This window comes from Pseudomonas sp. Z1-12, from assembly GCF_051132015.1.
In the GTDB taxonomy this organism is placed as follows: domain Bacteria; phylum Pseudomonadota; class Gammaproteobacteria; order Pseudomonadales; family Pseudomonadaceae; genus Aquipseudomonas; species Aquipseudomonas zanjanensis.
The window spans coordinates 2,103,136-2,128,319 of sequence record NZ_CP071647.1; the positions used below are offsets into that span (position 1 = coordinate 2,103,136).

Genomic DNA, 25,184 nt, shown 5'->3' on the forward strand with positions numbered 1-25,184 from the left:
GCTGCAAGTGCCGGGTCTTTTATTTGCATACGGTGCCCAGCGAATGTTCAGACCGTTATCGATTTTCATCGGCACGCGCTATACCCGCGCCAAGCGCCGTAATCGCTTTGTTTCGTTCATCTCCATGACCTCGATGATCGGCCTCGCCCTGGGCGTGCTGGCGATGATCGTGGTGTTGTCGGTGATGAACGGCTTCCAGCGCGAAATGAGCTCGCGCATCCTCGGCATGGTGCCCCACGCCACCATCGTTGGCGTCAACCCGATCGACGACTGGCAGCCGGTGGCCGCCGCGGCGCTGAAAAATCCCGCAGTCACGGCGGCCGTGCCGTTTACCGAGATGGAAGGGATGCTGAGCCATAAGGGTTCGATGCAGCCGATCCAGATCAGCGGCATCGACCCGGCCCAGGAAGGCAAGGTGTCCATCGTTGCCCAGCATATCGTCCAAGGGCGTCTCGATGCCTTGAAGCCGGGCGAGTTTGGCGTGGTGATCGGTGAGATCACGGCTCGGCGCTTTCGCCTGAACGTGGGCGATAAACTGACCCTTATCGTGCCGGAAGTCAGCACCGCGCCGGGCGGTATTACCCCGCGGATGCAGCGCTTGAATGTCGTGGGTGTGTTCAAGGTCGGTGCGGAGCTGGACGGCTCCATGGCGCTGATTCACCTGGCCGATGCCGCGCAGATGCAGCATTGGCAGCCGAACCAGGTGCAAAGCGTGCGCCTGGCGGTGAAAGACTTGTACGCGGCGCCGAAGGTCTCCGGTGACATCGCCGCCGGTCTTGGTGCGAGTTACAAGTCTGACGACTGGACCCACACCCAGGGCAGCCTGTTCAGCGCCATGAAAATGGAAAAAACCATGATTGGCCTGCTGTTGCTGATGATCGTCGCGGTGGCGGCGTTCAACATCATCGCCACGCTGATCATGGTGGTGAACGACAAGGGCGCGGACATCGCGATCCTGCGCACCATCGGCGCCACGCCGCGGCAGATCATGGCGATCTTCATGGTCCAGGGCACGGTGATCGGCGTCGTCGGCACGCTGATCGGTGGCGTGCTGGGCGTGATCGCGGCGTTGAACGTCAGTGCGCTGGTGAGTTGGCTGGAGCGGGTCAGTGGCCAGCACATCTTCAGTTCCGACGTGTACTTCGTCAGCAACTTGCCGTCGGAACTGCAGCGTGGGGACGTGGTGCTGATCTGCTCGGCCGGGTTCATCCTGAGCTTCCTCGCCACCGTGTACCCGGCGTGGCGCGCGGCGAAGATCGAACCGGCGCAGGCGTTGCGGTATTCCTGAGGCCCTGCAGCAGTGGATTTGCTGACTCACTGCAAGCCCACTGGCAAGTGACGATTGCCCTTGTGGCGAGGGAGCTTGCTCCCGCTGGAGCGCGAAGCGCTCCCAAAAAACGTAAGTTCCGCGCATGCGTGCGCAGCATTTGGGGCTGCTGCGCAGCCCAGCGGGAGCAAGCTCCCTCGCCACAGGGACTTGCGTCGGCCTTAATTACCCTTTGGCAGTTCGATCAAAAACCGCGTCCAGCCATCGGCCGATTCACAACGGATCTGCCCGCCATGGGCGCGGATGATCGAGCGGGTGATGGCCAGTCCAAGCCCCGCGTGTTCGCTGCTGCCTTCCTGGCGGGCCGGGTCGGCGCGGTAGAAACGGTCGAACAGGCGCGGCAGCAAATCCGCTGGAATTCCCTCGCCACTGTTTTCCACGCTTATGCTCACCCCTTGAGCCCCATCGACCATCCTCACCCGCACTTCGCCGTCAACCGGGGTGAAGCGCAGGGCGTTGTCCAGCAGGTTGGAAAGGGCTCGACGTAGCATGTTGCGATCACCCGCGATCAGGCTTTCGCCGTCGCGACTCAGGCGTACGTTAGCGTCTTCGGCCAGGAGCGCGAAGAAATCCAGCAACATGTCCACTTCCTCGGCCAATTGCAGCGGTTCGCGATGGAGCGCCAGCAGGCCGTGGTCGGCCTTGGCCAGGTACAGCATGTCGTTGACCAGTTGCGACATCCATTGCAATTCTTCGAGATTGCTGTGCAACGCCTCGCGGTAATCCTCAAGGGCGCGCTCGCGGGTGAGGGTGACTTGGGTGTGGGTCAGCAGGTTCGACAGCGGTGTGCGCAATTCGTGGGCGATGTCGGCGGAGAACGCGGAGAGCCGTTGGAACGCGTCGTCGAGGCGTCCGAGCATGGCGTTGATGCTGTGGGCCAATTCCGCCAGTTCGGCGGGCATTTGCTCTTCGGGCAGCCGGGCGTTGAGGGAGCGGGCCGAGACATTGCCGGCTATGGCGCCCATGCGTCGCAACGGCCGCAAGGCGCGCCGGGCGGCCCAGGCACCGAGCAGGGCGGTGGCCAGGGCCGAGAGGCCGACGGTCAGCCAGATCAGCCGTTGCATGCGCTGCAGGAAGTGCTGGTGATGCGTGATATCCAGCAGCAAGGTCAGTTGCGGCGAATCGGTTCGGTCGGGATACAGCGGCGCGTTCAACACTCGATAATCGTTGTCGGCATCGCTGAGGGTCGACAGGCCGGGGCGCTCCGGCAATTGCGCCGGGATCCGGATCGAACTGTCGTACCAGCGCACCCCGTCACTGCCCTTGATGCGCAACGCCAGGTCGGCCTGACGACTCAGCTCATCCTCCAGACGGCTCTGAGTCTGTTCGGCGTCGAGATCTTGCAAGGCCCGGCGCAGGCCGATCAGCTTGCCTTCGAGCAGTTGCTGGTCCAGCTCGATGAAGTGCGCCTCGCTGCCCCGGCTGAACAAGACCCCGGCGAACAACGACACCACCGCCGTGCAGGCGGCGAACAGCAGCGCCAGGCGGCTGCTCAGCGACCACCGGCCCCTCACAGGCTGCGCTCTTCAAGCACATAGCCCATGCCGCGCACGGTATGGATGAGCTTATTGGGGAACTCATCGTCGATCTTGATGCGCAGGCGCCGGATGGCGACTTCGATGACGTTGGTGTCGCTGTCGAAATTCATGTCCCAGACTTGGGAGGCGATCAGCGATTTGGGCAGCACTTCACCCTGGCGGCGCAGAAGCATTTCCAGCAACGCGAACTCCTTGGCGGTGAGGTCGATGCGCCGGCCGCTGCGTTCGACGCGGCGGCGGATCAGGTCCAGGCGCAAGTCGGCCAGTTGCAGGCTGGTTTCCTGTTGTGTCGAGTTGCCTCGACGCAACAGGCTGCGCACTCGCGCCAGCAACTCGGAAAAGGCAAAAGGCTTGACCAGATAATCATCGGCGCCCAGCTCCAGGCCGTGGACCCGGTCCTGCACCGCATCCCGCGCGGTGAGAAACAGCACCGGGGTATCCAGGCCGGCCCCACGGACCGCTTGGAGGATTTGCCAGCCATCACGGCCGGGCAACATCACGTCGAGGATCAACAAGGCGTATTCACCGCTCAAGGCCAGTTGCTGGCCAGTGATGCCGTCGGCCACCAGGTCGGCGGTGAACCCGGCTTCGCCGAGGCCCTGGCGCAGGTATTGGCCGGTTTTGGTTTGGTCTTCGACGATCAGCAATTTCATGGACGGCTCAATGCAGGGTTGGGACGAGGGCGTTATACCGTGGCAGGTGGGTTCGTGGCGCAACCTGACAAAGTTGTAATCGAGCTGTAAGCCGATTGGCAGGCCTGCAACGTTAGAGTTTCCCACACGCCGAACCTGATTGGAGTATGGACATGTTGATGGGAAAACGCTTGATCCTGGCCGCTTGCGCGCTGGCCCTCAGTACGCCGTCGTGGGCATCGCCGGGGCATTATGATTTCGGCCAGCCTGCACCGGCGACCAAGGCCGGTCGCAGCATCGAGGTGGTGATGGGTGACATGACGTTCGATCCCGGAGCCCTGGATATCAAGGCCGGCGAGACCGTTCGGTTCGTGCTGGTCAACAAAGGCCAGTTGCTCCACGAATTCAACCTGGGCAACGCGACCATGCACGCCGACCACCAGCAGGAAATGCTCAAGATGCAGCAGAGCGGCCAGTTGCTGCCGACCGCGATGAAGCCAGGGATGGATCACGCCGCCATGGGCCACGACCAGGCGAGCATGCGCCACGATGATCCCAACAGTGTGCTGGTGGAGCCGGGCAAGACCGGCGAGCTGACTTGGACCTTCAGCAAGGCCGCGCGCCTGGAATTCGCCTGCAATATTCCCGGCCACTACCAGGCCGGGATGAAGGGCGACCTGACAGTCAGTCAGTAAGTACTCAAAGGCGGCGGCAAAGGCTGATAGAATCCGCTGATTCTTCAGTCAGGTTTCCATCATGCATCCCGCAGCCGAACATTCGCCGCTGGGCAAATCCAGCGAATACATCGCCACCTACACGCCGTCACTGCTGTTCCCGATCCCGCGCACCGCGAAATGGGCGGAACTGGGCCTGACGGCCGAGACCCTGCCGTACAAGGGCGTGGATTTCTGGAACTGTTTCGAGCTGTCGTGGCTGCTGCCGTCCGGCAAGCCGGTGGTGGCCATCGGCGAATTCGCGATCCCGGCGGATTCGCCGAATATCATCGAATCCAAATCCTTCAAGCTGTACCTCAACTCCTTGAACCAGACCCCGTTCGCCGACACCGCGACCCTGGAAGCGACGCTGCGCAAAGACCTTTCGGCGGCTGCCGGCAAGCCAGTGGGTGTACGGATCCGCAGTCTCAAGGATGTGGAAAGCGAAGGCATCGTGGCGCTGCCCGGTGCGTGCATTGACGACTTGGACATCAGCGTCGATTCCTACGCACACCCGCGCCCGGAACTGCTGCGTTGCGATGCTTCGCGCATCGTCGAGGAAAGCCTGCACAGTCATTTGCTCAAGTCCAACTGTCCCGTGACCAGCCAGCCAGACTGGGGCAGCGTGGCGGTGGAATATCGCGGCGCGGCCCTGGACCCGGCCAGCCTGCTGGCCTACATCGTCAGCTTCCGCCAGCATTCGGATTTCCATGAGCAATGCGTGGAGCGGATCTTTCTTGACCTGCAGCGGTTGCTCAAGCCGGAGAAACTGACGGTGTATGCGCGGTATGTGCGCCGTGGTGGGCTGGACATCAACCCGTATCGCAGTACTGAAGCCGTTCAACTGCCGAACCATCGCCTGGTCCGCCAATAACTTTTCTTGTGGCAGTGGGTTCTTGTGGAGGTGAGCTCTTGTGGGAGCGAGCTTGCTCGCGATGAGTCCGGCACATTCAACATTGAGGTTGGCTGACACACCGCTATCGTCGGATCGCCGCCCGGAGCAAGCTCGCTCCCACAGGAAATGCGGTTCAGTTTTGTGAAACTAAAAAGCCCTGCTAGCGATAGCAGGGCTTTTTGCATTTAAAGGGTTCAGATCCCCATATTGCCCAAGGCTTGCACGATGTTGCGCAAGGTCCCGGCCAGAGTCGGGTGTTCCACCTCGAAGCGTTCGACAGCCAGGTTCACATTGTCGGCAAGATTGTTGTCCGGTGTTTTGGTTTCCAACTCAAGCTCAAATTCGATCTTTTGCATCAGCGCGTGCAGGTCATCGCGCTCGACTTCGGAAAGCGGTGGATTCTGTTCCAATTGCTCGCGCAGTTTATTGAGCTGTTCTTGCAATTCGCGGGCAGGCATTGGCGTACTCCCTTTATTGATAGGCACACCATGGACCGCGACGCAGCGGCAAAAGTCCATGGCCTTCCTTAAGAGTAATCCACACTCACGCGCCCTGCATGATCCCGGTCAGGGCTTCTCGCCTTTAATGCGACGCAGACAGATATCGGCCAGGCAAGTCTCGAGTTCGCCCAAGTGATCGATCACTGAATGCACCCCCAGGCTGAATAACTGCACGGTGGCCTTGGCGCGTTTGGCTTCCCGCGCCTGTTGGCTCAATGCCTGCCACTCGGCGGGCGCCAGGCCACACAAAGAGCCGCAGGAGGCCAGTCCGATGGTCCACAAACCTGCGTTGAGCCCAGACTGCAACAACCGGGGTTCGCCGCTGACCAACACGCAGCCGTCCAACTGCTGGACATTCAGCGCCATCAGGGCTTGCCAGCAGGCGTGCGGAGCCGGCCATGGATAATTTGTTGCAGGAAGTTGCGGTGCTTTGATGGACGTAGGTAATGCGGCCGCAAGGCTATGACTGGTGGCGGGAGGCAATTCGTCGAGCCAGGCGCAGGGGATGTTCAGATGCTGCAAGCTTTGCAGGCTTTCCAACGCGCCGGGTGTCGGCTGGGCGTGATCCGCCGGCGCCGCCCCTGGCTGACGAATGCGCGCCCCGAAATCCACCAGGCACCCGCTCAGGCCAAACAGAACAGCGGTGAGGCTGGGGGCAGGAAGGGGCAGGGCTTCGGTGCGGGGCATGGGAACGTCCTTGAAATAACCAGCAGCCTAAAGCGCGCGGATGACAGTCTAGTGACAGCGAAGTGAAGGGCACCAGTTGCGGAATCGTCCTACGGCCGGCGTGTTTTTTCGGTGCTGCCTATCCTCGCGTTCCGTCTTATACTAGCCAGCTTACCGCCTGGGCTCGGCGCCCTTGCCTGAATAATCCAAGGAGTTTTCCCCTATGCGCTGGAGCCATCGTCTAGCTCAGCTGTGTCTTTCCGCCTGCGTCCTGCTGGTTCCGTTCGCCGCCCAGGCCGCTACGGAAGAAGATCCTTGGGAAAGCGTCAACCGGCCCATCTTCACCTTCAACGACACCCTCGATACCTATGCGCTCAAGCCACTGGCCCAGGGATATCAATACGTGACGCCGCAGTTCCTCGAAGACGGCATTCACAATATGTTCCGCAACATCGGTGACGTGGGCAACCTGGCCAACAACGTGCTGCAGGCCAAGCCGGCCGCTGCCGGGGTCGACACCGCCCGATTGATCTTCAACACCACCTTCGGCCTGCTGGGCTTCTTTGACGTGGGGACCCAGATGGGCCTGCAGCGCAGCGATGAAGATTTCGGCCAGACCCTCGGCTACTGGGGCGTGGGCAGTGGTCCGTATGTCATGTTGCCGCTGATGGGGCCAAGCACCCTGCGAGATGCGCCGGCCAAGCTGGTGGATAACTACACCGCCCCGTATCGCTATATCGATAACGTTTCGGTGCGTAACTCCATCTGGGGCCTGAACATCGTCGACACCCGCGCCAGCCTGTTGTCCGCCGAGAAAATGGTGAGTGGCGACAAATATGTCTTCATCCGTAACGCCTACCTGCAAAACCGCGAGTTCAAGGTCAAGGATGGGCAGGTCGAAGACGACTTTTAATTTCGTCCTGTAAAACCACGAAGGCGGCCCATAAGGCCGCCTTCTGTGCTTTCGGGGCGGGTTTGAGCGGGTTTGATCCTTCCATTGAGTTACGCTTCGCTCGGTTCTTATAACTCTCTGTGCTTTGACAAATAAAGACGGCAAGCGGCTATCTGCATGAGCTTGAAACGCCCCGCGGATGGGAGTACCGTCTGCGCCTTAGAAGGGCACCTCTGATGTAATTGTGTGTAGGGCAATCGCCTGAAACCGGTACGACAGAGAGGCTAGAAAGCGAATCCAGTAGTGCGTGCCAGGCCAGACCGCCCAGCCCGCTACGCCAACCTAATTCTGGCGCCGTTTGCCCACATGCCAAAAACCAGTGCCACGCTGCTGATAATCGACGATGACGAAGTGGTGCGAGCCAGTCTCGCAGCCTACTTGGAAGACAGTGGTTTCAGCGTCCTGCAGGCCAGCAATGGCCAACAGGGTCTTCAGGTATTCGAGCAAGACAAGCCCGACCTGGTCATCTGCGACCTGCGCATGCCGCAGATGGGCGGACTCGAACTCATTCGCCAGGTCACCGAGATCTCCTCGCAGACGCCGGTGATCGTGGTGTCGGGCGCGGGCGTGATGAACGACGCGGTCGAGGCATTGCGCCTGGGCGCGGCGGATTACCTGATCAAGCCCCTTGAAGATCTTGCGGTGCTCGAACATTCGGTGCGCCGGGCCTTGGACCGTTCGCGCCTGTTGGTGGAAAACCAGCGCTACCGCGAGAAGCTGGAAACCGCCAATCGCGAGCTGGAAGCCAGCCTGAACCTGTTGCAGGAAGACCAGAACGCCGGGCGCCAAGTGCAGATGAACATGCTGCCGGTCAGCCCTTGGACCGTCGACGATTTCCGCTTTGCCCACCAGATCATCCCGTCGTTGTACCTGTCGGGCGATTTCGTGGACTATTTCCGTGTTGACGAGCGCCGAGTGGCGTTCTATCTGGCGGATGTTTCCGGCCACGGTGCGTCTTCGGCCTTCGTGACGGTGCTGTTGAAGTTCATGACCACGCGGCTGTTGTTCGAGTCCAAGCGCAACGGCACGCTGCCTGAGTTCAAGCCTTCGGAAGTCCTTGGGCATATCAACCGAGGCCTGATCAGTTGTAAGCTGGGCAAACACGTCACAATGGTCGGTGGAGTCATCGACGAGGAGACTGGTTTGTTGACCTATAGCATCGGCGGTCACCTGCCTTTGCCTGTGTTGTATACGCCAGACAGTGTTCGTTACCTGGAAGGGCGTGGTTTGCCGGTGGGCCTGTTCAACGAGGCCACCTACGAAGACCATGTGCTTGAACTGCCGCCGACCTTCAGCCTGACGCTGATGTCTGATGGCATTTTGGACCTTTTGACAGAACCTACACTCAAAGAGAAAGAAGCGGCCTTGCCTGAACGGGTGAGTGCAGCGGGCGGCAGCCTGGAAGGCTTGCGTCAAGTGTTTGGATTAGCCACGCTCGGGGAGATGCCGGATGATATCGCCCTGTTAGTGTTGAGCAGGAACCTTTGATGAGTACCGGTAGAATCCAGTTCGCCGAGCAGGACGGCACCTTCGTCCTGAAGTTTGTCGGTGAAGTGCGCCTGACCCTGTGTTCGGCGCTGGATGCGACTATTGAGCGGATCTTCACCGCGCTGAACTTCAGCGCCATCGTGATCGACCTGACCGAAACCCGCAGCATCGACAGCACCACGTTGGGCCTGTTGGCCAAGCTGTCAATCCTGTCGCGGCAAAAGGTCGGCCTGCTGCCGACCGTCGTCACCACCCACAACGACATTACCCGTCTGCTGCAATCGATGGGCTTCGACCAGGTGTTCAACATCGTGGGCGACCCTGTGCCGTGCCCGGAATGCCTGGACGACCTGCCAGACCAGGACCAGTCCGAAGAGGAAGTGCGGATCAAGGTGCTCGAAGCCCACAAGATTCTCATGGGGCTCAACGACTCCAATCGTGAAGCGTTTCATGATCTGGTGAATGCGTTGGAGCGGCCCTGAGCCTCGGGCTTGTGTAGATCGAACTGACGCTTTCGCGAGCAGGCTCGCTCCCACAGTGTCTTGCATCGACCACACCATTTGGATCTGCCTTCAATCTCCTGTGGGAGCGAGCTTGCTCGCGATGGCATTTATCAATCCACCACATTCCCTAGGCCAAACCGCATAAAAAAGGGCGAACCCACCTAGGTTCGCCCTTTTTGCATGCCTGCTGAATCAGCTCAAAGCTTGGCTTGCAGCAACGCCTCCAGCTTCTCCTGGTCTCGGGCAAACTGACGAATGCCTTCAGCCAGTTTCTCGGTCGCCATGGCGTCCTCGTTGGACAACCAGCGGAACTGCGCTTCGTTGAGGATCAAGCGCGCTTCCCCGGCTTGCCCAGGTGCCAGCTTGCGCTCCAGCTTGCCTTCGTCGGCGGCGAGTTTTTCCAGCAGGTCCGGGCTGACGGTCAAGCGGTCGCAACCGGCCAGTTGCTCGATCTGGTTGAGGTTGCGGAAGCTCGCGCCCATGACCACGGTCTTGTAGTCATTGGCCTTGTAGTAGTTGTAGATACGCGTCACCGACTGCACGCCCGGATCATCCGCGCCGGTGTAATCGTTGCCGTTGGCTTTCTTGTACCAGTCGTAGATACGGCCCACGAACGGCGAAATCAGGAACACCCCGGCATCGGCACAGGCGGCGGCCTGGGCGAAGGAGAACAGCAGGGTCAGGTTGCACTGGATGCCTTCACGCTCCAACTGCTCGGCTGCGCGAATGCCTTCCCAGGTGGAGGCGATCTTGATCAGCACGCGCTCGCGGCCAATGCCGGCCTTTTCGTACAGATCGATCAGACGATGCGCACGCTTCAACATGGCCTCGGTGTCGAACGACAGGCGCGCATCCACTTCAGTGGAAATACGCCCAGGAATCACTTTCAGGATTTCTTGCCCGACCGCCACGGCAAAACGGTCGCTGGCCAAACCCACATCGCCCTTGCAGTCCGCCACGCAGCCATTCAGTTGCTCGGCATAGCCATGAATGGCCGACGCCTTGAGCAGCAGGGAAGGGTTGGTGGTGGCGTCTACGGGTTTGACGCGGGCGATGGCTTCGAAGTCGCCAGTATCGGCCACGACGGTAGTGAACTGTTTGAGTTGTTCCAGCTTGGAAGTCATGAGCGTGCTCTGTCCTATGGGTCTGTTGACATTACCCGAGGGCCGGCAGCCACTCAAGGGCGTGAAGAGGTATCGACGGGCCCCGGCGGCAACAACCTGAAAACGGCTGTTTGAAAGACCGGGGCGGTATCGGTAGATACGATGCCAAAACCGCCCGCAGGTTCAAAGCAAGTGACGGTTAACGCCCCTCCAGCAACTGCCCCGCCTGATCCAGCAACCCCAACGGATCCTTGGTTTTGTGAATGTCCACCGACAACAACTGCCGAAACCGCCGTGCCCCCGGGAACCCGGTGCCCAGCCCCAACACGTGACGGGTGATGTGATGCATCGCCCCACCCGCGGCCAGGTGATCGGCGATATAAGGCCGCAGTTGCGCCAGCGCCTCGGCCCGAGAGATGATTGGCGCGGTGCTGCCGAACAACTGCTGATCCACTTCAGCCAGCAGATACGGGTTGTGATAAGCCTCGCGTCCCAGCATCACGCCGTCGAAGGTCTGCAAATGCTCGTGGCAGGCTTCCAGCGTCTTGATTCCACCGTTGAGCACAATCTCCAACTCCGGAAAATCCGCCTTCAACCGCGCGGCCACGTCATAACGCAGCGGCGGGATGTCACGGTTCTCCTTCGGCGACAGCCCCTCCAGAATCGCAATCCGCGCATGCACGGTAAAACTCGTGCAACCGGCCTCACGCACCGTCCCGACAAACTCACACAACTGCTCGTAACTGTCCCGCCCATTGATTCCGATGCGGTGCTTGACCGTCACCGGAATCGACACCGCATCGCGCATCGCCTTCACACAATCGGCCACCAAGTCCGGATGACCCATCAGACAGGCGCCGATCATGTTGTTCTGCACCCGGTCGCTGGGGCAGCCGACGTTGAGGTTTACCTCGTCGTAACCATGTTCCTGGGCCATGCGGGCGCAGGCGGCGAGGTCGGTCGGGACGCTGCCGCCTAGTTGCAGGGCCAGGGGGTGTTCGGATGGGTGGTGGCGTAGGAAGCGTTCGTGGTCGCCGTTGAGTAAAGCGCCGGTGGTGACCATTTCGGTGTAGAGCAGGGCGTGCTTGGAGAGGATGCGTAGGAAGAAGCGACAGTGAGCGTCGGTCCAATCCATCATGGGGGCGACGGAGAAACGGCGGGAGAGTGGAACAGGTTGTAGGGGCATTGGAAATCTGATTCATCGGGGCGAATGGGCGCAGTTTATCAGGGATGCTTGTCGGGTACTTGGCGGCTCTCAAGCCTAGCCACTCAATCTTTGATGACAGCCAGACAGGGCGCACGCTCGGTCAGCGTTTTAACGCGCACCTTGTATTGGTGATTTAATGTGGCTACGATAATTGCATACAGATTACCTATGACCCAGCCAAAGACGCTCGCAACGTCGAAGAACGTGGACTTCCGTTTACCCTCGTGCGGGACTTTGAATGGTCTACAGCATTGATCCTGGAAGATGATCGATTCGACTATGGCGAGTGTCGTTATCGGGCGATGGGGTACATAGGGGATCGGCTGCATGTCGTAGTGTTTACCCCACGGGGTGACGCGGTCCACGTCATCAGCTTTCGTAAAGCCAACAAACGGGAGGTCAAAAATTATGACCAAGAAACCCAGTCCTGAGAGGGTCGATACGGCAAATCCCGAATGGTCGACCGAAGACTTTGCCAACGCCAAACCAGCCAGCGAGGTGCTTGTTGGGTTGTTTGGCAAAGCCCAGGCAAAGGAAATGCTCAAGCCAAAGCGTGGTCGACCCAAGTCGGTAGCCACTAAAGAGCACGTCAATGTTCGTTTCGATGCTGACGTGCTGGAGAGATTCAGAGCTTCTGGCCCGGGCTGGCAAACACGGATGAACGCCGCCTTGGCCGATTGGCTCAAGACGCATACACCAGAAGAGCTGAAGGCTTAGTCGCCAGATATTATTCGCAAAATAATTAGCCGCCGATGAGGCGGCTTTTTGCTGCGTGCTGATTAGCTTTGTTTCGGTAACGGGATAATAAATCCGTCCCCTTTTCCCGTCCCCTTTCCCCGTAAATGTTGAACAACCCCTTCCCCCCAAACTTTGGATCAGGGGAGGAGGTTTGTTGTTTTACAGGTATATTGGTTTTTGATTGCGGTTGCTAGAAATTAAAGAGCTTCGAATGTGTTAAAGCTAGCTCGCCATTCTCTCCAGCCGAGCATGACATACGTCTTAAGCGCAATTTGGTTTTCGAAAGGCATTAGACGAGTATCGTCCAACGCGCTCAAGTATGCTTCCAAATCCCCGAGGGCATCACAGAATGGACCCGGCGCGCTGGCCTTAAGTACATCGTTGAGTTTCTTGCGTAAGCCATTTCCAACTTCTACCGGTAATACCGCCAAAATGGTACGGACTTGCTCTGCTGTGGGGACTGGCTCGTCGTACTCGCTGAAAGCCATTGGAAGTAACGATTGAGTCAATGCGGTATTCCTTTTCGAATTAGATGCTAGCCTGCGTGAAGGCAGGCGTTGAGGATAGACGTCCCGTTCCCGTCTTTGCGGGAAACCTCGTACCAATTCCCGTACCAATCGGCGCGTTTTGTCGAGAAAAACTGTGCAACACCGGGCATGGAGTCGCCGATTTTACTACCTCCGTGAACCAAGCAGAACCCACCCGACATAGCGGTGTGATGCTCGCCCAGCGGCGCACGGATTAAGGAGGCCATGTCATTTGTTCCAGGAGACTCAAAAAGCGCTTATAAGTAAGCGGAGCGGGAGGCGCAACTGCAGCCTCCCTAGCCGCTTTGATTGCAGTAGTGGACTGAGCGGGAACTCCCACAACCTGATCGCATACGTCACACACTGAAACTAAAACGCCCTTTACCTGACCAATACTATCATCGAAGGGTACATTTCTGCGGGTAAATGTCGTCTGGACCAAGTCTTCGCAGCGATTGCAAATTGCCAGACTCTTATCGCCCTCTTGATAAAATTTCATAGTCATTAATTCATTGATGAACGCCGGAACTATAAGCCTCCTGATAAAAATTCAGCAAGAGTTTGGTGCGTAGGAAACTTCCCTAAATTATGGGCGAGGTCGATTGCGGAGCCGCTAAGGCCGCGGAATCTCTGGCCTCTCAAACTGAATCATCTGCTACGCACCCCGGTAGACTCGGCAACTTCATCTGATGGCGATTACGCCTCGGAGAAAAAAACTAAGTAGAGCGATGCCTTGTTTACTGGCTCATATTTATACTTGTGATGGTTTCAGTTTGGATGTCTATCAGACTTAATGCACCATCGGAAAATGCGCAGCCAGTGTCAATATATACGACATTGCCCAGGCGCATAACGCTGGGCACTGTTGAGTGCCCAACATAGATTCGGTCTATTCCTTTAATGGAAGTGTGGTTTTGTTGTTCGATTTTTTTTCTAGCGTACAGCGCTGTTTTCAAGGCTTGCCGCTGATACTGTTCCCCCGATTTTCCAGTGATAGCGTCTTTAGCTTCCTGCCAGCCATCATTACTCCTGATGACAGGGGCTTCGGCATGGACTATTCCAATTGTTTGATCGCGTGATAAATTGATTTCAATGATCAATGGAAGTTCTTGCAAGGCTTTTAAGAGGTCATGCTGGATGTCTGGTTGCAACTCGTAGAGCCAGGCTCCACCATTTCGAATATGTCCGGGTATGTTCCCATGACCGGAGATGCAGTCAATAAGCATCTGCTCATGATTACCGCGTACGGCGTGGAACCAAGGCTTCTTAAGCCAGTTCAATACGTCTATGGAGTCGGGGCCTCGGTCGATGAGGTCGCCTACGGAAAAGATGCGATCCAGCTCAGTGTTGAAGTCTAGTTTGTTTAAGGCTGCTGTGAGAAGTTTGAAATGCCCGTGAACGTCGCCCACCACAAAATCGCGACCTTTTTTGTTGGCTGGGAAAGATGTCGTCCTGTACATTTTGGGTGCTTCAGCAGATGTTGAATGGTGGTGACTGTAGCACTTGGCGAAATAAACAGTAAGGCAATGAACGGGAGGAGTAGCGTTTTACGGTCAAGCTTGAATCGCCTCACCAATACACTTTTCAAAAACCTGCTCCATAGGCCCCATGACGCCGTTATAAGCCGTGATATTGGCGTAGATCCACTCGTCCTTTTCAATCCCCCACCAACTGATTTCAAACCCGGCATTCATGATCAGGTGTTCAAACAGAATCCGCTGCGCACGGCCATTGCCTTCGCGGAAGGGATGTACGACGTTGATGTCGGAATAAGCCTCTGCCACAGCGACGATCAGCTCAGCCCTTTCCATGCCCTCGAACCAGTTTGCCGCGGCCATGTTGGCGAAGATCTTATTGGCTTCCTTCTCCATGTACTCAGGTTGGCAGAACCGTGTGGCTTGTTTGGACATGCCAACGGTGCGCAACTCTCCAGCCCATTCGAACAAGTCCGAAAAGAGGATTCGATGAATGTTTTGAAGGTAGGCCAGGCTGTAGGGAGGAGGACTGAATTCGACATTGTCCGCTGCGATGGCCGAGAGTTGTTGTTCGGCTTCGCTCAGGGTCGGTTCGTCACGGATATCGAGTTTGTTGCGAAGGACCGTGGAGCCGGGATAGCAATAAGCGTCTTCACCGACTCCATATTTATCAGGCATCAGGTTCTGGTCTGGGTGAAGGCCTTCAAGACCTCTTCACGCGTTGGCATTTTGCGTTCGCCGTCGGCGAAGGTCGTTTTGAAACCTTCCAGACGGAGGCTGGCCGCGTAGTTGGATCTACGTGTTCTCGCGGCGTAGGCCTTTTTGGTTTCAAGGCTGACATTGCCCATGGGCTGGACCTCAAATCTCGTTGGTTGACCGATTATAGCCCATCCGTTGGCATGACCTATGTCGCGGAAATGACCAACGGCGCTTGCATCTCGGTGCGCCTCAAAATACTGTGTTTATATCCAGTGTTCGAGAGCGTTCCATGCAACTGATCGCCAAGCTCGGCATTCTTGCCGACGCTGCCAAATATGACGCCTCCTGCGCCAGCAGCGGTGCCCCCAAGCGTAGCTCTCGTGGTCGTGAGGGGCTGGGGGCCACCGATGGCATGGGCATTTGCCACAGCTATACGCCGGACGGACGCTGCGTTTCGTTGCTGAAGGTGTTGCTGACCAATTTTTGCCTGTACGACTGCCAGTATTGCGTTAACCGTCGCTCCAGCAATGTACCGAGGGCGCGTTTTACGCCGGAGGAGGTGGTGCGGCTGACCTTGGATTTCTATCGTCGCAACTGCATCAGTGGGCTGTTTTTGAGTTCCGGCATCATTCGCTCGGCCGATTACACCATGGAGCAGTTGATACGGGTGGCGCGGTTGTTGCGGGAGGAGCACCAGTTTCGTGGCTATATCCATCTCAAGACCATTCCCGATGCCGATCCGCTGTTGATCGAGGAAGCGGGGCGGTTGGCTGATCGCTTGAGCGTGAATATCGAGTTGTCCTCCGATGTCAGCCTCAAGCGCCTGGCGCCGGAGAAGCAATTGACGACCATTCGCCAGGCCATGGGCACCATCCATCAGGGGCAACAGGCGGTAGTCGGCGAGCCGCGAGCGCCGCGTTTCGCCCCGGCCGGGCAGAGCACGCAGGTGATTGTGGGGGCGGATACCACTGATGATCACGCCATCTTGAGCAACGCCGAGTCGCTCTACCAGGGGTACGGTTTGCGACGGGTTTACTATTCAGCGTTCAGCCCGATTCCCGACAGCCCCGCCAGCGTGCCCCTGGCGGCACCGCCGTTGCTGCGTGAGCATCGGCTGTATCAGGCCGACTTTCTCATGCGCGGTTACGGCTACAAGGCGGGGGAGCTTTTGAGTGAAACCCGTAACCTGGATTTGGACATCGACCCCAAGTTGGCCTGGGCGCTGGCCAATCGTGAGGTGTTCCCGCTGGATATCAACCGCGCCGAACCCGCATTGCTGGCGCGTATTCCGGGGATTGGCCTGCGTAGCGTGCAACGTCTGGTTGCACTGCGTCGGGAGCGGCGGGTGCGTTATGACGACCTGGTGCAGTTGCGGTGCGTGCTGGAGAAGGCGCGACCGTTCATTGTGACCAGCGATTACCGGCCTGCCGACGCCCAGGTGCGCAGCGGTCTGCTACGGGCGCGGTTGCGCGACCCCCAGCGGCCAGAGCAGATGGGGCTTTGGTCGTGATTGCCCTGGATTGTGAGGATGATTTCTCCACGTGGCGCGACCAGGCTCGAACGTTGCTTGGCCACGGTATCGACCCGAGTGATGTCACTTGGGCCCAAGGTCCGATGGCCGATCTGTTGGCCGTGCCGGCAGCGCTGCCTCAAGGGCTTGGCCCGTTCCGTACGCGGGTCCCTGCGGCCTTGCTGGCTCAGCTCGAACAGGCTGGCCGCTACCAGGGCGAACAACGCTGGAATCTGTTGTACGAAGTGCTTTGGCGGGTGGCCCATGGTGACCGTACGGCCATGCTCGCCGGTGACCGCCTGGGCACTGAATTGCAGCGGCGGATCAAGCAGGTGCAACGCGAGGCTCATCACCTGCATGCCTTCGTGCGCTTTATTCCCTTGCCGCAGCCATTGGTCGAGCAACTGCAGTTGGATCTGGTCGCTTTTCATCAGCCGGCCCACGACATTCTCGAAAGCGCCAGCGGCCATTTTGCCGAGCGGCTGGGGCAGCAACGCTGGCTGATCGCAACGCCGCGCGACGGCATTCGTTTCGATGGGCAGTCATTGGATTACCAGCGTCGTTGCCCCGAGCATTGGCAGCATTGGGCGCGTCACGCTGAGGATCCCGGCGCCGAGCTGTGGCGAACGTATTACAAGCACATCTTCAACCCGGCGCGGCTCAATCCCCAGGCGCTGCGTCAGCACATGCCGGGGCGATTCTGGCGGCACTTGCCGGAAGGGGCGTTGATTCCTCGACTGGTGGGGTTGGCGCGGCGGGGGAAGCAGCGGGATGGGCAGGCGTTGGAGGTGGGGGTGCAAATCGGTAAGCGAATAGTTGTTGGTGCTGTTGTTGAGAATTAAACAGGTTCTGAATCCATCGCCGGACATTCCCATCGGACGTTTCCCTCAAGCTGTGTCGCTCCCGGCTGACTATCCAGCCAATCACCCCGTGCGCTAAATTCTCTCCGTCGCTGCAAATTCAGCGGCAGGGTGTGGAAGCCCTTACTCAGAGGCGCGTAGCGCCGCAAAATTTAAAGCAGGCACTTTTCTTATGTCTGCTGTTAAATTACGGCGGCTGTACGCGGGGCGTCCTAGGGCGCGCCGGGTTCCTGAGTACCGGTCTTCCACACCCGCGTACAGCTGCCACCCATCATGTGGAAGTGATGCTGGCAGATATTTCTCTTACTCAGGAAGTTAGCCAAATGAAAAAGCTCACCCCCAACCCTCCGAAAACCACAACCAATCCAAGGTGGCTTTCGTCTAGCGTCACCCAAGAATATCTCCTGCCAAATATCCGAAGCTCGATCCCGGATTCGCTCCGTTTGCCAGCGGCACCCCAATCCGCCACTGACCTCCCATCCCCGCAGGAGTAACCCCTCATGTCCCGCTACATGCCCATCACCGGTATCGAAAACAATTTCCACGCACTTTTGATCGACACAGAAGCGCCGCTGGACGTGCTGCATGACACCGCCGCTTACCGCATTGCCGCTGTCACCCAGTTATTGGAAAACCTCGCCATGCGTTCCGACATCAGTACGGACTCGGTGGTACTCCATGATTTCGCCCAAGTGCTAGCGATTCCCCTGCGCGATGGGTGTGATTTGCTGGATGTGATAGGGCGGCGATTGCAGGCGCAGGTGCTGGCGTTGTAATGGAAACGGGTGATCTCATAAGGTCACCTGCCTGACTCACCATCCATTGCAGCCTGCGATTCGTAGGAGCGGGCTCGCGATAGCGGTAGGTCAGTTGGTAGAGAGGTTGGATGTGCTGCCGTCTTCGCGAGCAGGCTCGCTCCCACAGTTTTTCCGGGGTGTTCACAGACAGTGCGTTTGCCGTAAATCCACTGTGGGGCTCGCGATAGCGGTAGGTCAGTTGGTAGAGAGGTTGGGTGTGCTGCCGTCTTCGCGAGCAGGCTCGCTCCCACAGTTTTTTCCGGGGTGTTCACAGACAGTGCGTTCGCCGTAGATCCACTGTGGGAGCGAGCTTGCTCGCGATAGCGGTAGGTCAGTTGGTTGAGAGGTTGGATGTGCTGCCATCATCGCGAGCAGGCTGAACTCCCACAGTTTTTTCCGGGGTGTTCACAGACAGTGCGTTCGCCGTAGATCCACTGTTGGAGCGAGCTTGCTCGCGATAGCGGTGGGTCAGTTGATGAGTGGCTGGATGTGCTGCCGTCATCGCGAGCAAGCTCGCTCCCACAGTAAAACGTGTGAGCAGTGCTTGAGTAACATGATCAGTTCGCCTCCGTTGGCGCAGAGGGCGCGCTGCCCGGCCGCTGCAACGAAGCCCCCTCCAACGTTTTCCACAGCTTGCGCATCGTGGGGTTGCGATTGGCAATCGCACAGTACGAGCGAATCTCCAATCGCGTGCTCCATTGCTCGCCACCGGCCCGCACCAACAGCCCGCGCTCCAACTCGTCGGCCACCGCACTCTGCGGCAACCAGGCCACGCCGTAGCCCTCGATGGCCATGCGCATCAGCAGCATCGCCATGTCCGCTTCATAACAGCGCTCCAGCGCGATCGGTTCAGGGCCGTTGTTGATGACGATGTCGGCGACGCGACCGAGGAACGTCGTTGCCGTGTACGCCAGGTAGGGCACCGGTTTGCCGGCGCGGCCGGGCAGGCGGAACAGCGGTTCTCCCTTGCGGTTGGGCGCGCACAGGGGGATGAATGCGTCGTGGCCGAGCACCAGGCTGCCGAACCGTTCGGGGTCCAGCAGAATGGGGGCGAGCGGGTGGTGATAGACCATCATCAAGTCGCAACTGCCTTCCTCCAATGCAATGACGGCGTCATGAATGTTGGCGGCCACCACCCTGGCGTTGAACTGTTCGTTGTGTGGCTGGAACTGCGAAAGCCACTTGGGCAGGAAGGTCATCGACAGGCTGTGGCCGGCGGTGATCTGGATCGAGCGTCCGGGCATGCGTTCCACGTCACGCAGGGTCGAGCGCAACCTCAATAACCCGGCGAGCGCCTCTCTGCTTTCATCGCAGAAGGTGACCCCCGCGGGAGTGAGCTGGACCGGGTAGGTGCCCCGGTCCACCAACTTGACCCCCACCCATTCCTCCAGTGAACGGATACGCCGGGACAAGGCCGATTGCGTCACGCAACGTACCTCGGCCGCACGGGAGAAGTTTTTCCATTCGCCAATCGCCAGAAGATCGTCCAGCCATTTGAGTTGCATATCGAGAACTCCCGCTGTGAGAGCACGATTTTACTGCGCGATCTCCCGGCGTAGCGCGGCCTTTCGCTAACTATTCCAAAAGCGCATGGGGCTAGCTGGATTACTCATCATCCTCTTGAGTCCGCTCCTTAGAATCGATCCTGCCAAGTAAAAAACTCCAGGAACTACTTGAGGACAGCACCGTGAAGAAGAATAAGCTCCCACGTCGTATTGCAATGGGTATTGCCCTGGGCGTGCTGGTCGGTTGGGCGTGTCACCATTTCGCAGGGAGCGAGCAAAGTGCCAAAGAGATCGCCAGTTACTTCTCGATGGTCACGGATATTTTCCTGCGCATGATCAAGATGATCATCGCGCCCCTGGTCTTCGCAACGCTGGTGGGCGGTATCGCCAGCATGGGCAATTCCCGTTCCGTCGGCAGGATAGGGGCGCGGGCGATGGCCTGGTTTGTCACCGCCTCGGTCGTTTCGCTGTTGATCGGAATGGGGCTGGTCAACCTGTTCCAACCCGGTGCCGGGCTGAACATGGACGTGGCCCAGCATGCGGCTGCGACCGTGCCGGTCAATACCGGTGACTTCAGTCTCAAGGCGTTCATCGGCCACGTGTTTCCCCGCAGCATTGCCGAAGCGATGGCCAACAACGAGATCCTGCAGATTGTGGTGTTTTCGCTGTTCTTCGGCTTTGCATTGGCGGGCGTGAAGCGGGCGGGCTACACCCGGATCACCGATACCATCGAGGAGTTGGCGAAGGTGATGTTCAAGATCACCGACTACGTGATGGCCTTCGCGCCGATTGGGGTGTTTGCCGCCATCGCCTCGGCCATTACGACTCAGGGGCTTGGGTTGCTGGTGGATTACGGCAAGTTGATTGCCGAGTTTTATTTGGGGATCTTGATCCTTTGGGCGTTGCTGTTCGGTGCTGGCTACCTGTTCCTTGGCCGCTCGGTTTTCCACCTTGGCAAGCTCATTCGCGAACCGATTCTCCTGGCCTTTTCCACTGCCAGCAGCGAGTCCGCCTACCCGAAAACCATCGAGGCGCTGGAGAAGTTTGGCGCGCCAAAACGCGTGTCCAGCTTCGTGCTGCCGTTGGGTTATTCGTTCAACCTCGACGGTTCGATGATGTACCAGGCGTTCGCCATCCTGTTCATCGCCCAGGCCTACAACATCGATTTGAGTTTCACTCAACAGATGCTGATTCTTCTGACACTGATGATCACCAGCAAGGGCATGGCCGGTGTCGCCCGGGCTTCGGTGGTCGTGGTCGCGGCCACGTTGCCGATGTTCAATTTGCCCGAGGCGGGGTTGCTGTTGATCATCGGCATCGACCAGTTCCTCGACATGGCCCGCACCGCCACCAACGTGGTGGGTAACAGCATTGCCACGGCGGTGGTCGCCAAGTCCGAACCCCACGAAGAAGCCGACGAGGACGAGGATGTACATGCCCCTATTCGGTCGCGATCCGAGCCGGTGCCGGTGGCTTGAGGAGACGTTCATGAAGGCTAAAGCGAAGTCGAGTCGCAAGGCTTCTATGGTTCGCAAGTTGGGCATCGTCGGTGGGCTTGGGTCACTGGCCGGGGGCGATCTGTTCTACAAGTTGGTCAAGTCCCGGGCGGTGCTGGAGGATCAGGGCCGCTACCATTTCCTGTTCGAGCAGCACCCCTTCAAGGACGTGCTGCTGCCACTGGACGAAGGCGCGAGCATGACGTCGCGCAAGTTCTATGTGTTCCAGGTGTGCAAATCGTTCGAGGACAGTGGCTTCGATGCGGTGATGCTTCCGTGCTTCGCCAGCCATACCTTTCGCGCTGAAATCGAGGAGGAGCTGGGCATTCCGGTGCTGGACATGATGACGGCCTTGACCCGGCACGTCAGCCACACGGTGCCGCCCCAGACGACGTTAGGGGTGATCGCCTCCGACTTTGTGCGCCATTGCGGCTTGTTCGAGCGACATTTTGCCAAAGACTTCCAGATTGTTTACCCCGACGCAGACACTCAAGCGAAGTTGATGGAGGCGATGTACGGTCTCAACGGCATCAAGGACGGTCACCTCGAGGGCGCGCCGCTTGAAGCGGTCTACCAGGCGTGCCTGTCGTTGCAGGCCCAGGGCGCGACGGTGATCCTGCCCGGCATGACCGAGCTGTCCCTGGTGTGTGCCGACTTGCAGCGCCGCGGGATTACCGTGCTGGACATCAATGAGATCTACGCCGACTTCGCGACGCTGGACCAGCAGCCCAGGCGCCCACCCTTCAAGCTGGGTATCGTGGGCGGCGTCGGGCCTGCTGCCACGGTGGATTTCATGGCCAAGGTGGTAGCCAATACGCCGGCGGGAAGGGACCAGGACCACATCAAGATGGTGGTCGAGCAAAACCCGCAAATACCGGATCGGACGGCCAGCCTGCTGCGGGACGAGACCGATCCGACGATGGCGATGTATGCCACCTGCAAACGTCTTGAAAGCGCCGGCGCCAACGCCATCGCGATTCCCTGCAACACCGCCCATGCCTTCGTCGAGCGGATCCAGGCGCACTTGAGGGTGCCCATCGTGAACATGTTGAGCGAGACGGTGGAGTGGATTGCGCGCACCCATGGTTCGGGCCAGGCGATTGGCCTGCTGGCGACATCCGGTACGCTGCAGAGCCAGGTCTATCACCAGGCGGCGCGTCATGCCGGACTCCAGGTCCTCACGCCCGGTGTCGATTATCAGGCGATGGTCATGGACGCTATCTACGGACCGCGGGGTATCAAGGCCGGCTTCACGCAAGGGCTTTGCAAGGAGCAGTTGCTGCTGGCGGCCGAGCACTTGTGTGAGTTGGGCGCGGGCGTGCTGATCCTGGGGTGCACGGAGTTGCCGCTGGTGCTGGGGCATTGCGAGGCGTTCGAGATCAACGGGCATAGGGTGGCGCTTGTTGATCCGACGATGATCCTGGCGTTGAAGTGTGTGGCGTTGGCGCAGAAGGCTGGCAAGCCTAGTGCCTTGAACAGCCTGGAGCATGTTGCCGCGATTTGACGGGTGAAAGTTGGCCCTTGTGGCGAGGGAGCTTGCTCCCGCTTGAGTGCGAAGCGCTCACAAAAAAGCGGGCCGCTACGCAGCCCAGCGGGAGCAAGCTCCCTCGCCACAATGGATCAAGCCACAATGGATCAAGCCACAATGGATCAAGCCACAATGGATCAAGTCCGGATCAATCAAACCGCCTTGGTGTGATTGCCTAGCCCGCGCAACGCCGCGATGTCTCGCTTGGGCGGTGCACCAAACAAGCGGGCATATTCGCGGCTGAACTGGGAAGGGCTTTCATAACCCACTTTGAAGGCCGCGCTCGCCACGTCCACGTGCTCGTTGAGCATCAAGCGTTTTGCTTCGTTCAACCGCAGCCACTTCTGGTATTGCAGCGGGCTCATCGCCGTGAGCTGGCGGAAGTGGTGGTGAAACGTCGGCGCGCTCATTTGCACCCGCGCCGCGAGGTCGTCTACGCGCACGGGCTCGGTGTAGTTCAGTTTCAACCAGTCGATGGCCTTGGCGATCCGGTAGCCCTGGCTATCGACCGAGGCGATCTGCCGTAGCCGCGCGGCCTGGTCGCTGAGCAGTAGACGGTAGTGGATCTCGCGCTGGATCAAAGGTGCCAGTATGGGGATCGCTTCGGGTTCTTCCAACAACGCCAGCAGGCGTGCGAACGGCGCCAAAAGGTCGGGCGTCGCGGTGCCGATGCCCGCGCCGATCCCGACCGCTCGATCACCCGGGGGCGACAGGCTGCCTTGGGCGATCAGGTCGGCCACCATGCGCAAGTCGAGCTTCAGGACCAGACCCAAGCAGGGTTGTTCGGCGCTTGCCTGCAGCACTTCGGAATTGGCCGGGATGTCCAGGGACGTCATGAGGAACCGCCCGGTGTCGTAGCCATAGGCCTCGCCACCGATCCAGACCTGCTTCACGCCTTGGGCCACCAGCACGATGCTCGGTTCGATCATGCAAATCACCGGCGGTGCCGGGGCTTCACGTCGGAAGAAGGCGAGGCCGGGGATGGGCGTTTCGACGTCGCCCGGGTGTGGAGCCCAGTCGTCGATGATGGCGGTCAATGTTTCTTGTATGGATCTGCGCTGGGTGGCCATGTCGGCTCCGGGTGTCGTCTCGGCTCAATCGCTATAGGCAGGACATTAACGCGCTAAGCGAAGCGTTGCCTATATGCACGGGAACAACTCCCAGGATCAGGCAAGAATCTCATCGGTATGCACTACCTGCACATGATCTGGACGACGAAGATAGCGGGCACGAAATAGGTGAACGCCGCCATTCAAAACGGCTCCCAAAGGTTCATCAAGAAATACAGGATTGTCATTCAATGACCGATAAATCATTGCCACAAGACCCGCCCGCCTGGGGCGCGGTATTTGCCATGGCCCTCGCCGCGTTCGTGCTGGTGGCCTCAGAGTTCATGCCGGTCAGCTTGCTGACGCCGGTGGCGGCGGATCTTCAGGTCAGCGAAGGGCACGCCGGTCAAGGCATTGCCGTCTCTGGCGCCTTTGCCCTGATCACCAGTCTGTTTATCGCCTCGATCGCCGCCCGGGTCGACCGCAAATGGCTCCTGCTGGGACTGACCTTGCTGATGATCGTTTCAGGTACCGTGGTGGCGTTCGCGCCAAACTACGCGGTATTCATGGTCGGACGTGCGTTGATCGGCGTGGCGATTGGCGGCTTCTGGTCGCTGTCGGCGGCCACAGCCATGCGGCTCGTGCCGGAAGATAAAGTCCCGCAAGCGCTGGCCATCGTCAACGGCGGCAACGCCTTGGCGACGGTGCTCGCGGCGCCGCTGGGCAGTTTCCTCGGGGCGATTATTGGCTGGCGTGGTGCGTTTTTCTGCATCGTGCCTGTTGCTGCCATCGCCCTGATCTGGCTGCTGTTACGCCTGCCCGCCATGCCGTCGCAGGGGAAGCAGGGCACCACCAATTCCTTCAAATTGATGGCCCGGACACCGGTCGCGCTAGGGATGCTGGCGGTCAGCACGTTTTTCATGGGGCAGTTCATGCTGTTCACTTATCTGCGACCGTTCCTCGAGTCGGTGACACAAGTGAGCGTATCCATGCTGTCCTTCATGCTGCTGGTGATCGGTGTGGCGGGGCTGCTGGGCACTTTCCTGATCGGCACCTGCTTGAAAAACAACCTCTATCGGACGCTCATCGTCATTCCTCTGCTGATGGCCGCGATTGCCATTGCGCTGGTGGGGTTCGGCGGGTCGGTGACGGTCACGACCCTCTTGCTCGGCCTGTGGGGCCTGGTGGCCACGGCTGCGCCTGTCGGCTGGTGGACCTGGCTTTCGCGAACGCTGCCGGAAGATGCCGAAGCCGGCGGCGGCCTGATGGTGGCGATCGTCCAACTCGCCATCGCCGGAGGCGCGACCGTGGGTGGCGTTCTGTTTGATCTGAATGGCTATCGCGCGACGTTCGAAACCAGTGCGGCCGTATTGGGGATGGCCGCTGTGCTGACGGTGCTGGCTGCTCGTTCAGCGGTCCGAGAGCCCTCATCGATTTCGGATACGGCCTCTTATGGCGCGGCGGATTGAGGCCAGT

The 25,184-nt window shown here is 59.2% G+C and carries 26 protein-coding genes; 14 read left to right on the top strand and 12 right to left on the bottom strand.

What is annotated here, in order from left to right; translation table 11 throughout:
* Positions 1-43 precede the first annotated feature (43 nt).
* On the top strand, positions 44-1,288 hold the full coding sequence (locus J3P85_RS09320) for a lipoprotein-releasing ABC transporter permease subunit (RefSeq protein ID WP_434705562.1): 1,245 nt from the start codon (positions 44-46) through the stop codon (positions 1,286-1,288).
* Positions 1,289-1,488: 200 nt separating this feature from the next.
* Here the strand turns inward: J3P85_RS09320 and J3P85_RS09325 are convergent, their stop codons facing one another.
* A complete protein-coding gene (locus J3P85_RS09325; RefSeq protein ID WP_434705563.1) occupies positions 1,489-2,841 on the bottom strand; it encodes a heavy metal sensor histidine kinase in 1,353 nt (450 codons plus the stop codon).
* Positions 2,838-3,518 (bottom strand): heavy metal response regulator transcription factor, encoded by a 681-nt coding sequence (locus tag J3P85_RS09330; RefSeq protein ID WP_434571345.1) that lies wholly within the window; start codon positions 3,516-3,518, stop codon positions 2,838-2,840. Before J3P85_RS09330 ends, J3P85_RS09325 begins: the two co-directional genes overlap by 4 nt.
* A 152-nt stretch (positions 3,519-3,670) precedes the next feature.
* On the opposite strand from J3P85_RS09330, the gene copI reads away from it, so the two are divergent.
* Together copI and queF are read left to right on the top strand one after the other, a co-directional pair.
* Positions 3,671-4,192 (top strand): copper-resistant cuproprotein CopI, encoded by a 522-nt coding sequence (gene copI, locus J3P85_RS09335; protein ID WP_434705564.1) that lies wholly within the window; start codon positions 3,671-3,673, stop codon positions 4,190-4,192.
* Between the two features lie 61 nt (positions 4,193-4,253).
* Positions 4,254-5,084 (top strand): NADPH-dependent 7-cyano-7-deazaguanine reductase QueF, encoded by an 831-nt coding sequence (gene queF / locus J3P85_RS09340; protein ID WP_434705565.1) that lies wholly within the window; start codon positions 4,254-4,256, stop codon positions 5,082-5,084.
* A 215-nt stretch (positions 5,085-5,299) separates the two neighbouring features.
* Here queF and J3P85_RS09345 read toward each other — a convergent pair whose 3' ends face one another.
* The gene (locus J3P85_RS09345; RefSeq protein WP_057452381.1) at positions 5,300-5,563 is read right to left on the bottom strand and encodes a DUF4404 family protein; all 264 of its coding nucleotides are present in this window, start codon (positions 5,561-5,563) and stop codon (positions 5,300-5,302) included.
* Between the two features lie 108 nt (positions 5,564-5,671).
* A complete protein-coding gene (locus tag J3P85_RS09350) occupies positions 5,672-6,292 on the bottom strand; it encodes an HAD family phosphatase (protein ID WP_411386950.1) in 621 nt (206 codons plus the stop codon).
* A 202-nt stretch (positions 6,293-6,494) separates the two neighbouring features.
* On the opposite strand from J3P85_RS09350, the gene J3P85_RS09355 reads away from it, so the two are divergent.
* From J3P85_RS09355 to rssC, 3 genes are all read left to right on the top strand, one after another.
* Positions 6,495-7,184: an MlaA family lipoprotein gene (locus J3P85_RS09355; protein WP_186705211.1), complete on the top strand. Its 690-nt coding sequence runs from the start codon at positions 6,495-6,497 to the stop codon at positions 7,182-7,184.
* Between the two features lie 345 nt (positions 7,185-7,529).
* Positions 7,530-8,711 carry a two-component system response regulator RssB gene (gene rssB, locus J3P85_RS09360; RefSeq protein ID WP_053120765.1) on the top strand — a complete coding sequence of 394 codons (1,182 nt, stop codon included), beginning with the start codon at positions 7,530-7,532 and terminating at the stop codon, positions 8,709-8,711.
* The gene (gene rssC, locus J3P85_RS09365) at positions 8,711-9,193 is read left to right on the top strand and encodes an anti-sigma factor antagonist RssC (RefSeq protein WP_025212773.1); all 483 of its coding nucleotides are present in this window, start codon (positions 8,711-8,713) and stop codon (positions 9,191-9,193) included. The genes rssB and rssC overlap by 1 nt, the downstream gene beginning before the upstream one ends.
* Positions 9,194-9,411: 218 nt before the next feature.
* Here the strand turns inward: rssC and tal are convergent, their stop codons facing one another.
* Positions 9,412-10,338, bottom strand: a complete 927-nt coding sequence (gene tal / locus J3P85_RS09370; protein WP_434705566.1) for a transaldolase — start codon at positions 10,336-10,338, stop codon at positions 9,412-9,414.
* A gap of 178 nt (positions 10,339-10,516) precedes the next feature.
* A complete protein-coding gene (dusA, locus tag J3P85_RS09375; RefSeq protein ID WP_434705567.1) occupies positions 10,517-11,503 on the bottom strand; it encodes a tRNA dihydrouridine(20/20a) synthase DusA in 987 nt (328 codons plus the stop codon).
* 245 nt (positions 11,504-11,748) lie between these two features.
* Here dusA and J3P85_RS09380 point away from each other — a divergent pair, with 245 nt between their 5' ends.
* Together J3P85_RS09380 and J3P85_RS09385 are read left to right on the top strand one after the other, a co-directional pair.
* Positions 11,749-11,955, top strand: coding sequence for a BrnT family toxin (locus J3P85_RS09380; RefSeq protein WP_434705568.1), 207 nt, complete (start codon positions 11,749-11,751; stop codon positions 11,953-11,955).
* A complete protein-coding gene (locus tag J3P85_RS09385; RefSeq protein WP_434705569.1) occupies positions 11,933-12,241 on the top strand; it encodes a BrnA antitoxin family protein in 309 nt (102 codons plus the stop codon). The genes J3P85_RS09380 and J3P85_RS09385 overlap by 23 nt, the downstream gene beginning before the upstream one ends.
* Before the next feature lie 218 nt (positions 12,242-12,459).
* Here J3P85_RS09385 and J3P85_RS09390 read toward each other — a convergent pair whose 3' ends face one another.
* The 4 genes from J3P85_RS09390 to J3P85_RS09405 form a co-directional block, all read right to left on the bottom strand.
* Positions 12,460-12,771 (bottom strand): hypothetical protein, encoded by a 312-nt coding sequence (locus J3P85_RS09390; protein WP_434705570.1) that lies wholly within the window; start codon positions 12,769-12,771, stop codon positions 12,460-12,462.
* 755 nt (positions 12,772-13,526) lie between these two features.
* Positions 13,527-14,249 carry a metallophosphoesterase gene (locus tag J3P85_RS09395; protein WP_434705571.1) on the bottom strand — a complete coding sequence of 241 codons (723 nt, stop codon included), beginning with the start codon at positions 14,247-14,249 and terminating at the stop codon, positions 13,527-13,529.
* 93 nt (positions 14,250-14,342) lie between these two features.
* Positions 14,343-14,942, bottom strand: coding sequence for a putative adenosine monophosphate-protein transferase Fic (locus tag J3P85_RS09400; RefSeq protein WP_434705572.1), 600 nt, complete (start codon positions 14,940-14,942; stop codon positions 14,343-14,345).
* The gene (locus J3P85_RS09405; protein WP_003199786.1) at positions 14,942-15,112 is read right to left on the bottom strand and encodes a YhfG family protein; all 171 of its coding nucleotides are present in this window, start codon (positions 15,110-15,112) and stop codon (positions 14,942-14,944) included. The genes J3P85_RS09400 and J3P85_RS09405 overlap by 1 nt, the downstream gene beginning before the upstream one ends.
* Before the next feature lie 140 nt (positions 15,113-15,252).
* Here J3P85_RS09405 and J3P85_RS09410 point away from each other — a divergent pair, with 140 nt between their 5' ends.
* The 3 genes from J3P85_RS09410 (at position 15,253) to J3P85_RS09420 (ending at position 18,109) form a co-directional block, all read left to right on the top strand.
* The gene (locus J3P85_RS09410; protein WP_434705575.1) at positions 15,253-16,473 is read left to right on the top strand and encodes a putative DNA modification/repair radical SAM protein; all 1,221 of its coding nucleotides are present in this window, start codon (positions 15,253-15,255) and stop codon (positions 16,471-16,473) included.
* A complete protein-coding gene (locus J3P85_RS09415) occupies positions 16,464-17,315 on the top strand; it encodes a TIGR03915 family putative DNA repair protein (protein ID WP_434705576.1) in 852 nt (283 codons plus the stop codon). The genes J3P85_RS09410 and J3P85_RS09415 overlap by 10 nt, the downstream gene beginning before the upstream one ends.
* 518 nt (positions 17,316-17,833) lie before the next feature.
* Entirely contained in the window at positions 17,834-18,109 is a 276-nt protein-coding gene (locus J3P85_RS09420; protein WP_434705577.1) for a hypothetical protein, read from the top strand.
* Positions 18,110-18,687: 578 nt separating this feature from the next.
* Here the strand turns inward: J3P85_RS09420 and J3P85_RS09425 are convergent.
* Entirely contained in the window at positions 18,688-19,635 is a 948-nt protein-coding gene (locus J3P85_RS09425; RefSeq protein WP_434571321.1) for a LysR substrate-binding domain-containing protein, read from the bottom strand.
* Positions 19,636-19,817: 182 nt separating this feature from the next.
* Here J3P85_RS09425 and J3P85_RS09430 point away from each other — a divergent pair, with 182 nt between their 5' ends.
* Positions 19,818-21,113 (top strand): dicarboxylate/amino acid:cation symporter, encoded by a 1,296-nt coding sequence (locus tag J3P85_RS09430; RefSeq protein WP_434705578.1) that lies wholly within the window; start codon positions 19,818-19,820, stop codon positions 21,111-21,113.
* A gap of 10 nt (positions 21,114-21,123) precedes the next feature.
* Complete coding sequence (locus J3P85_RS09435) at positions 21,124-22,635, top strand: amino acid racemase (RefSeq protein WP_434705579.1); 1,512 nt, start codon at positions 21,124-21,126, stop codon at positions 22,633-22,635.
* 176 nt (positions 22,636-22,811) lie between these two features.
* Here J3P85_RS09435 and J3P85_RS09440 read toward each other — a convergent pair whose 3' ends face one another.
* Positions 22,812-23,729 (bottom strand): AraC family transcriptional regulator, encoded by a 918-nt coding sequence (locus J3P85_RS09440; RefSeq protein WP_434705580.1) that lies wholly within the window; start codon positions 23,727-23,729, stop codon positions 22,812-22,814.
* Positions 23,730-23,959: 230 nt separating this feature from the next.
* Here J3P85_RS09440 and J3P85_RS09445 point away from each other — a divergent pair, with 230 nt between their 5' ends.
* Positions 23,960-25,177, top strand: a complete 1,218-nt coding sequence (locus J3P85_RS09445; protein WP_434705581.1) for an MFS transporter — start codon at positions 23,960-23,962, stop codon at positions 25,175-25,177.
* The last annotated feature ends 7 nt before the right edge of the window (positions 25,178-25,184 follow it).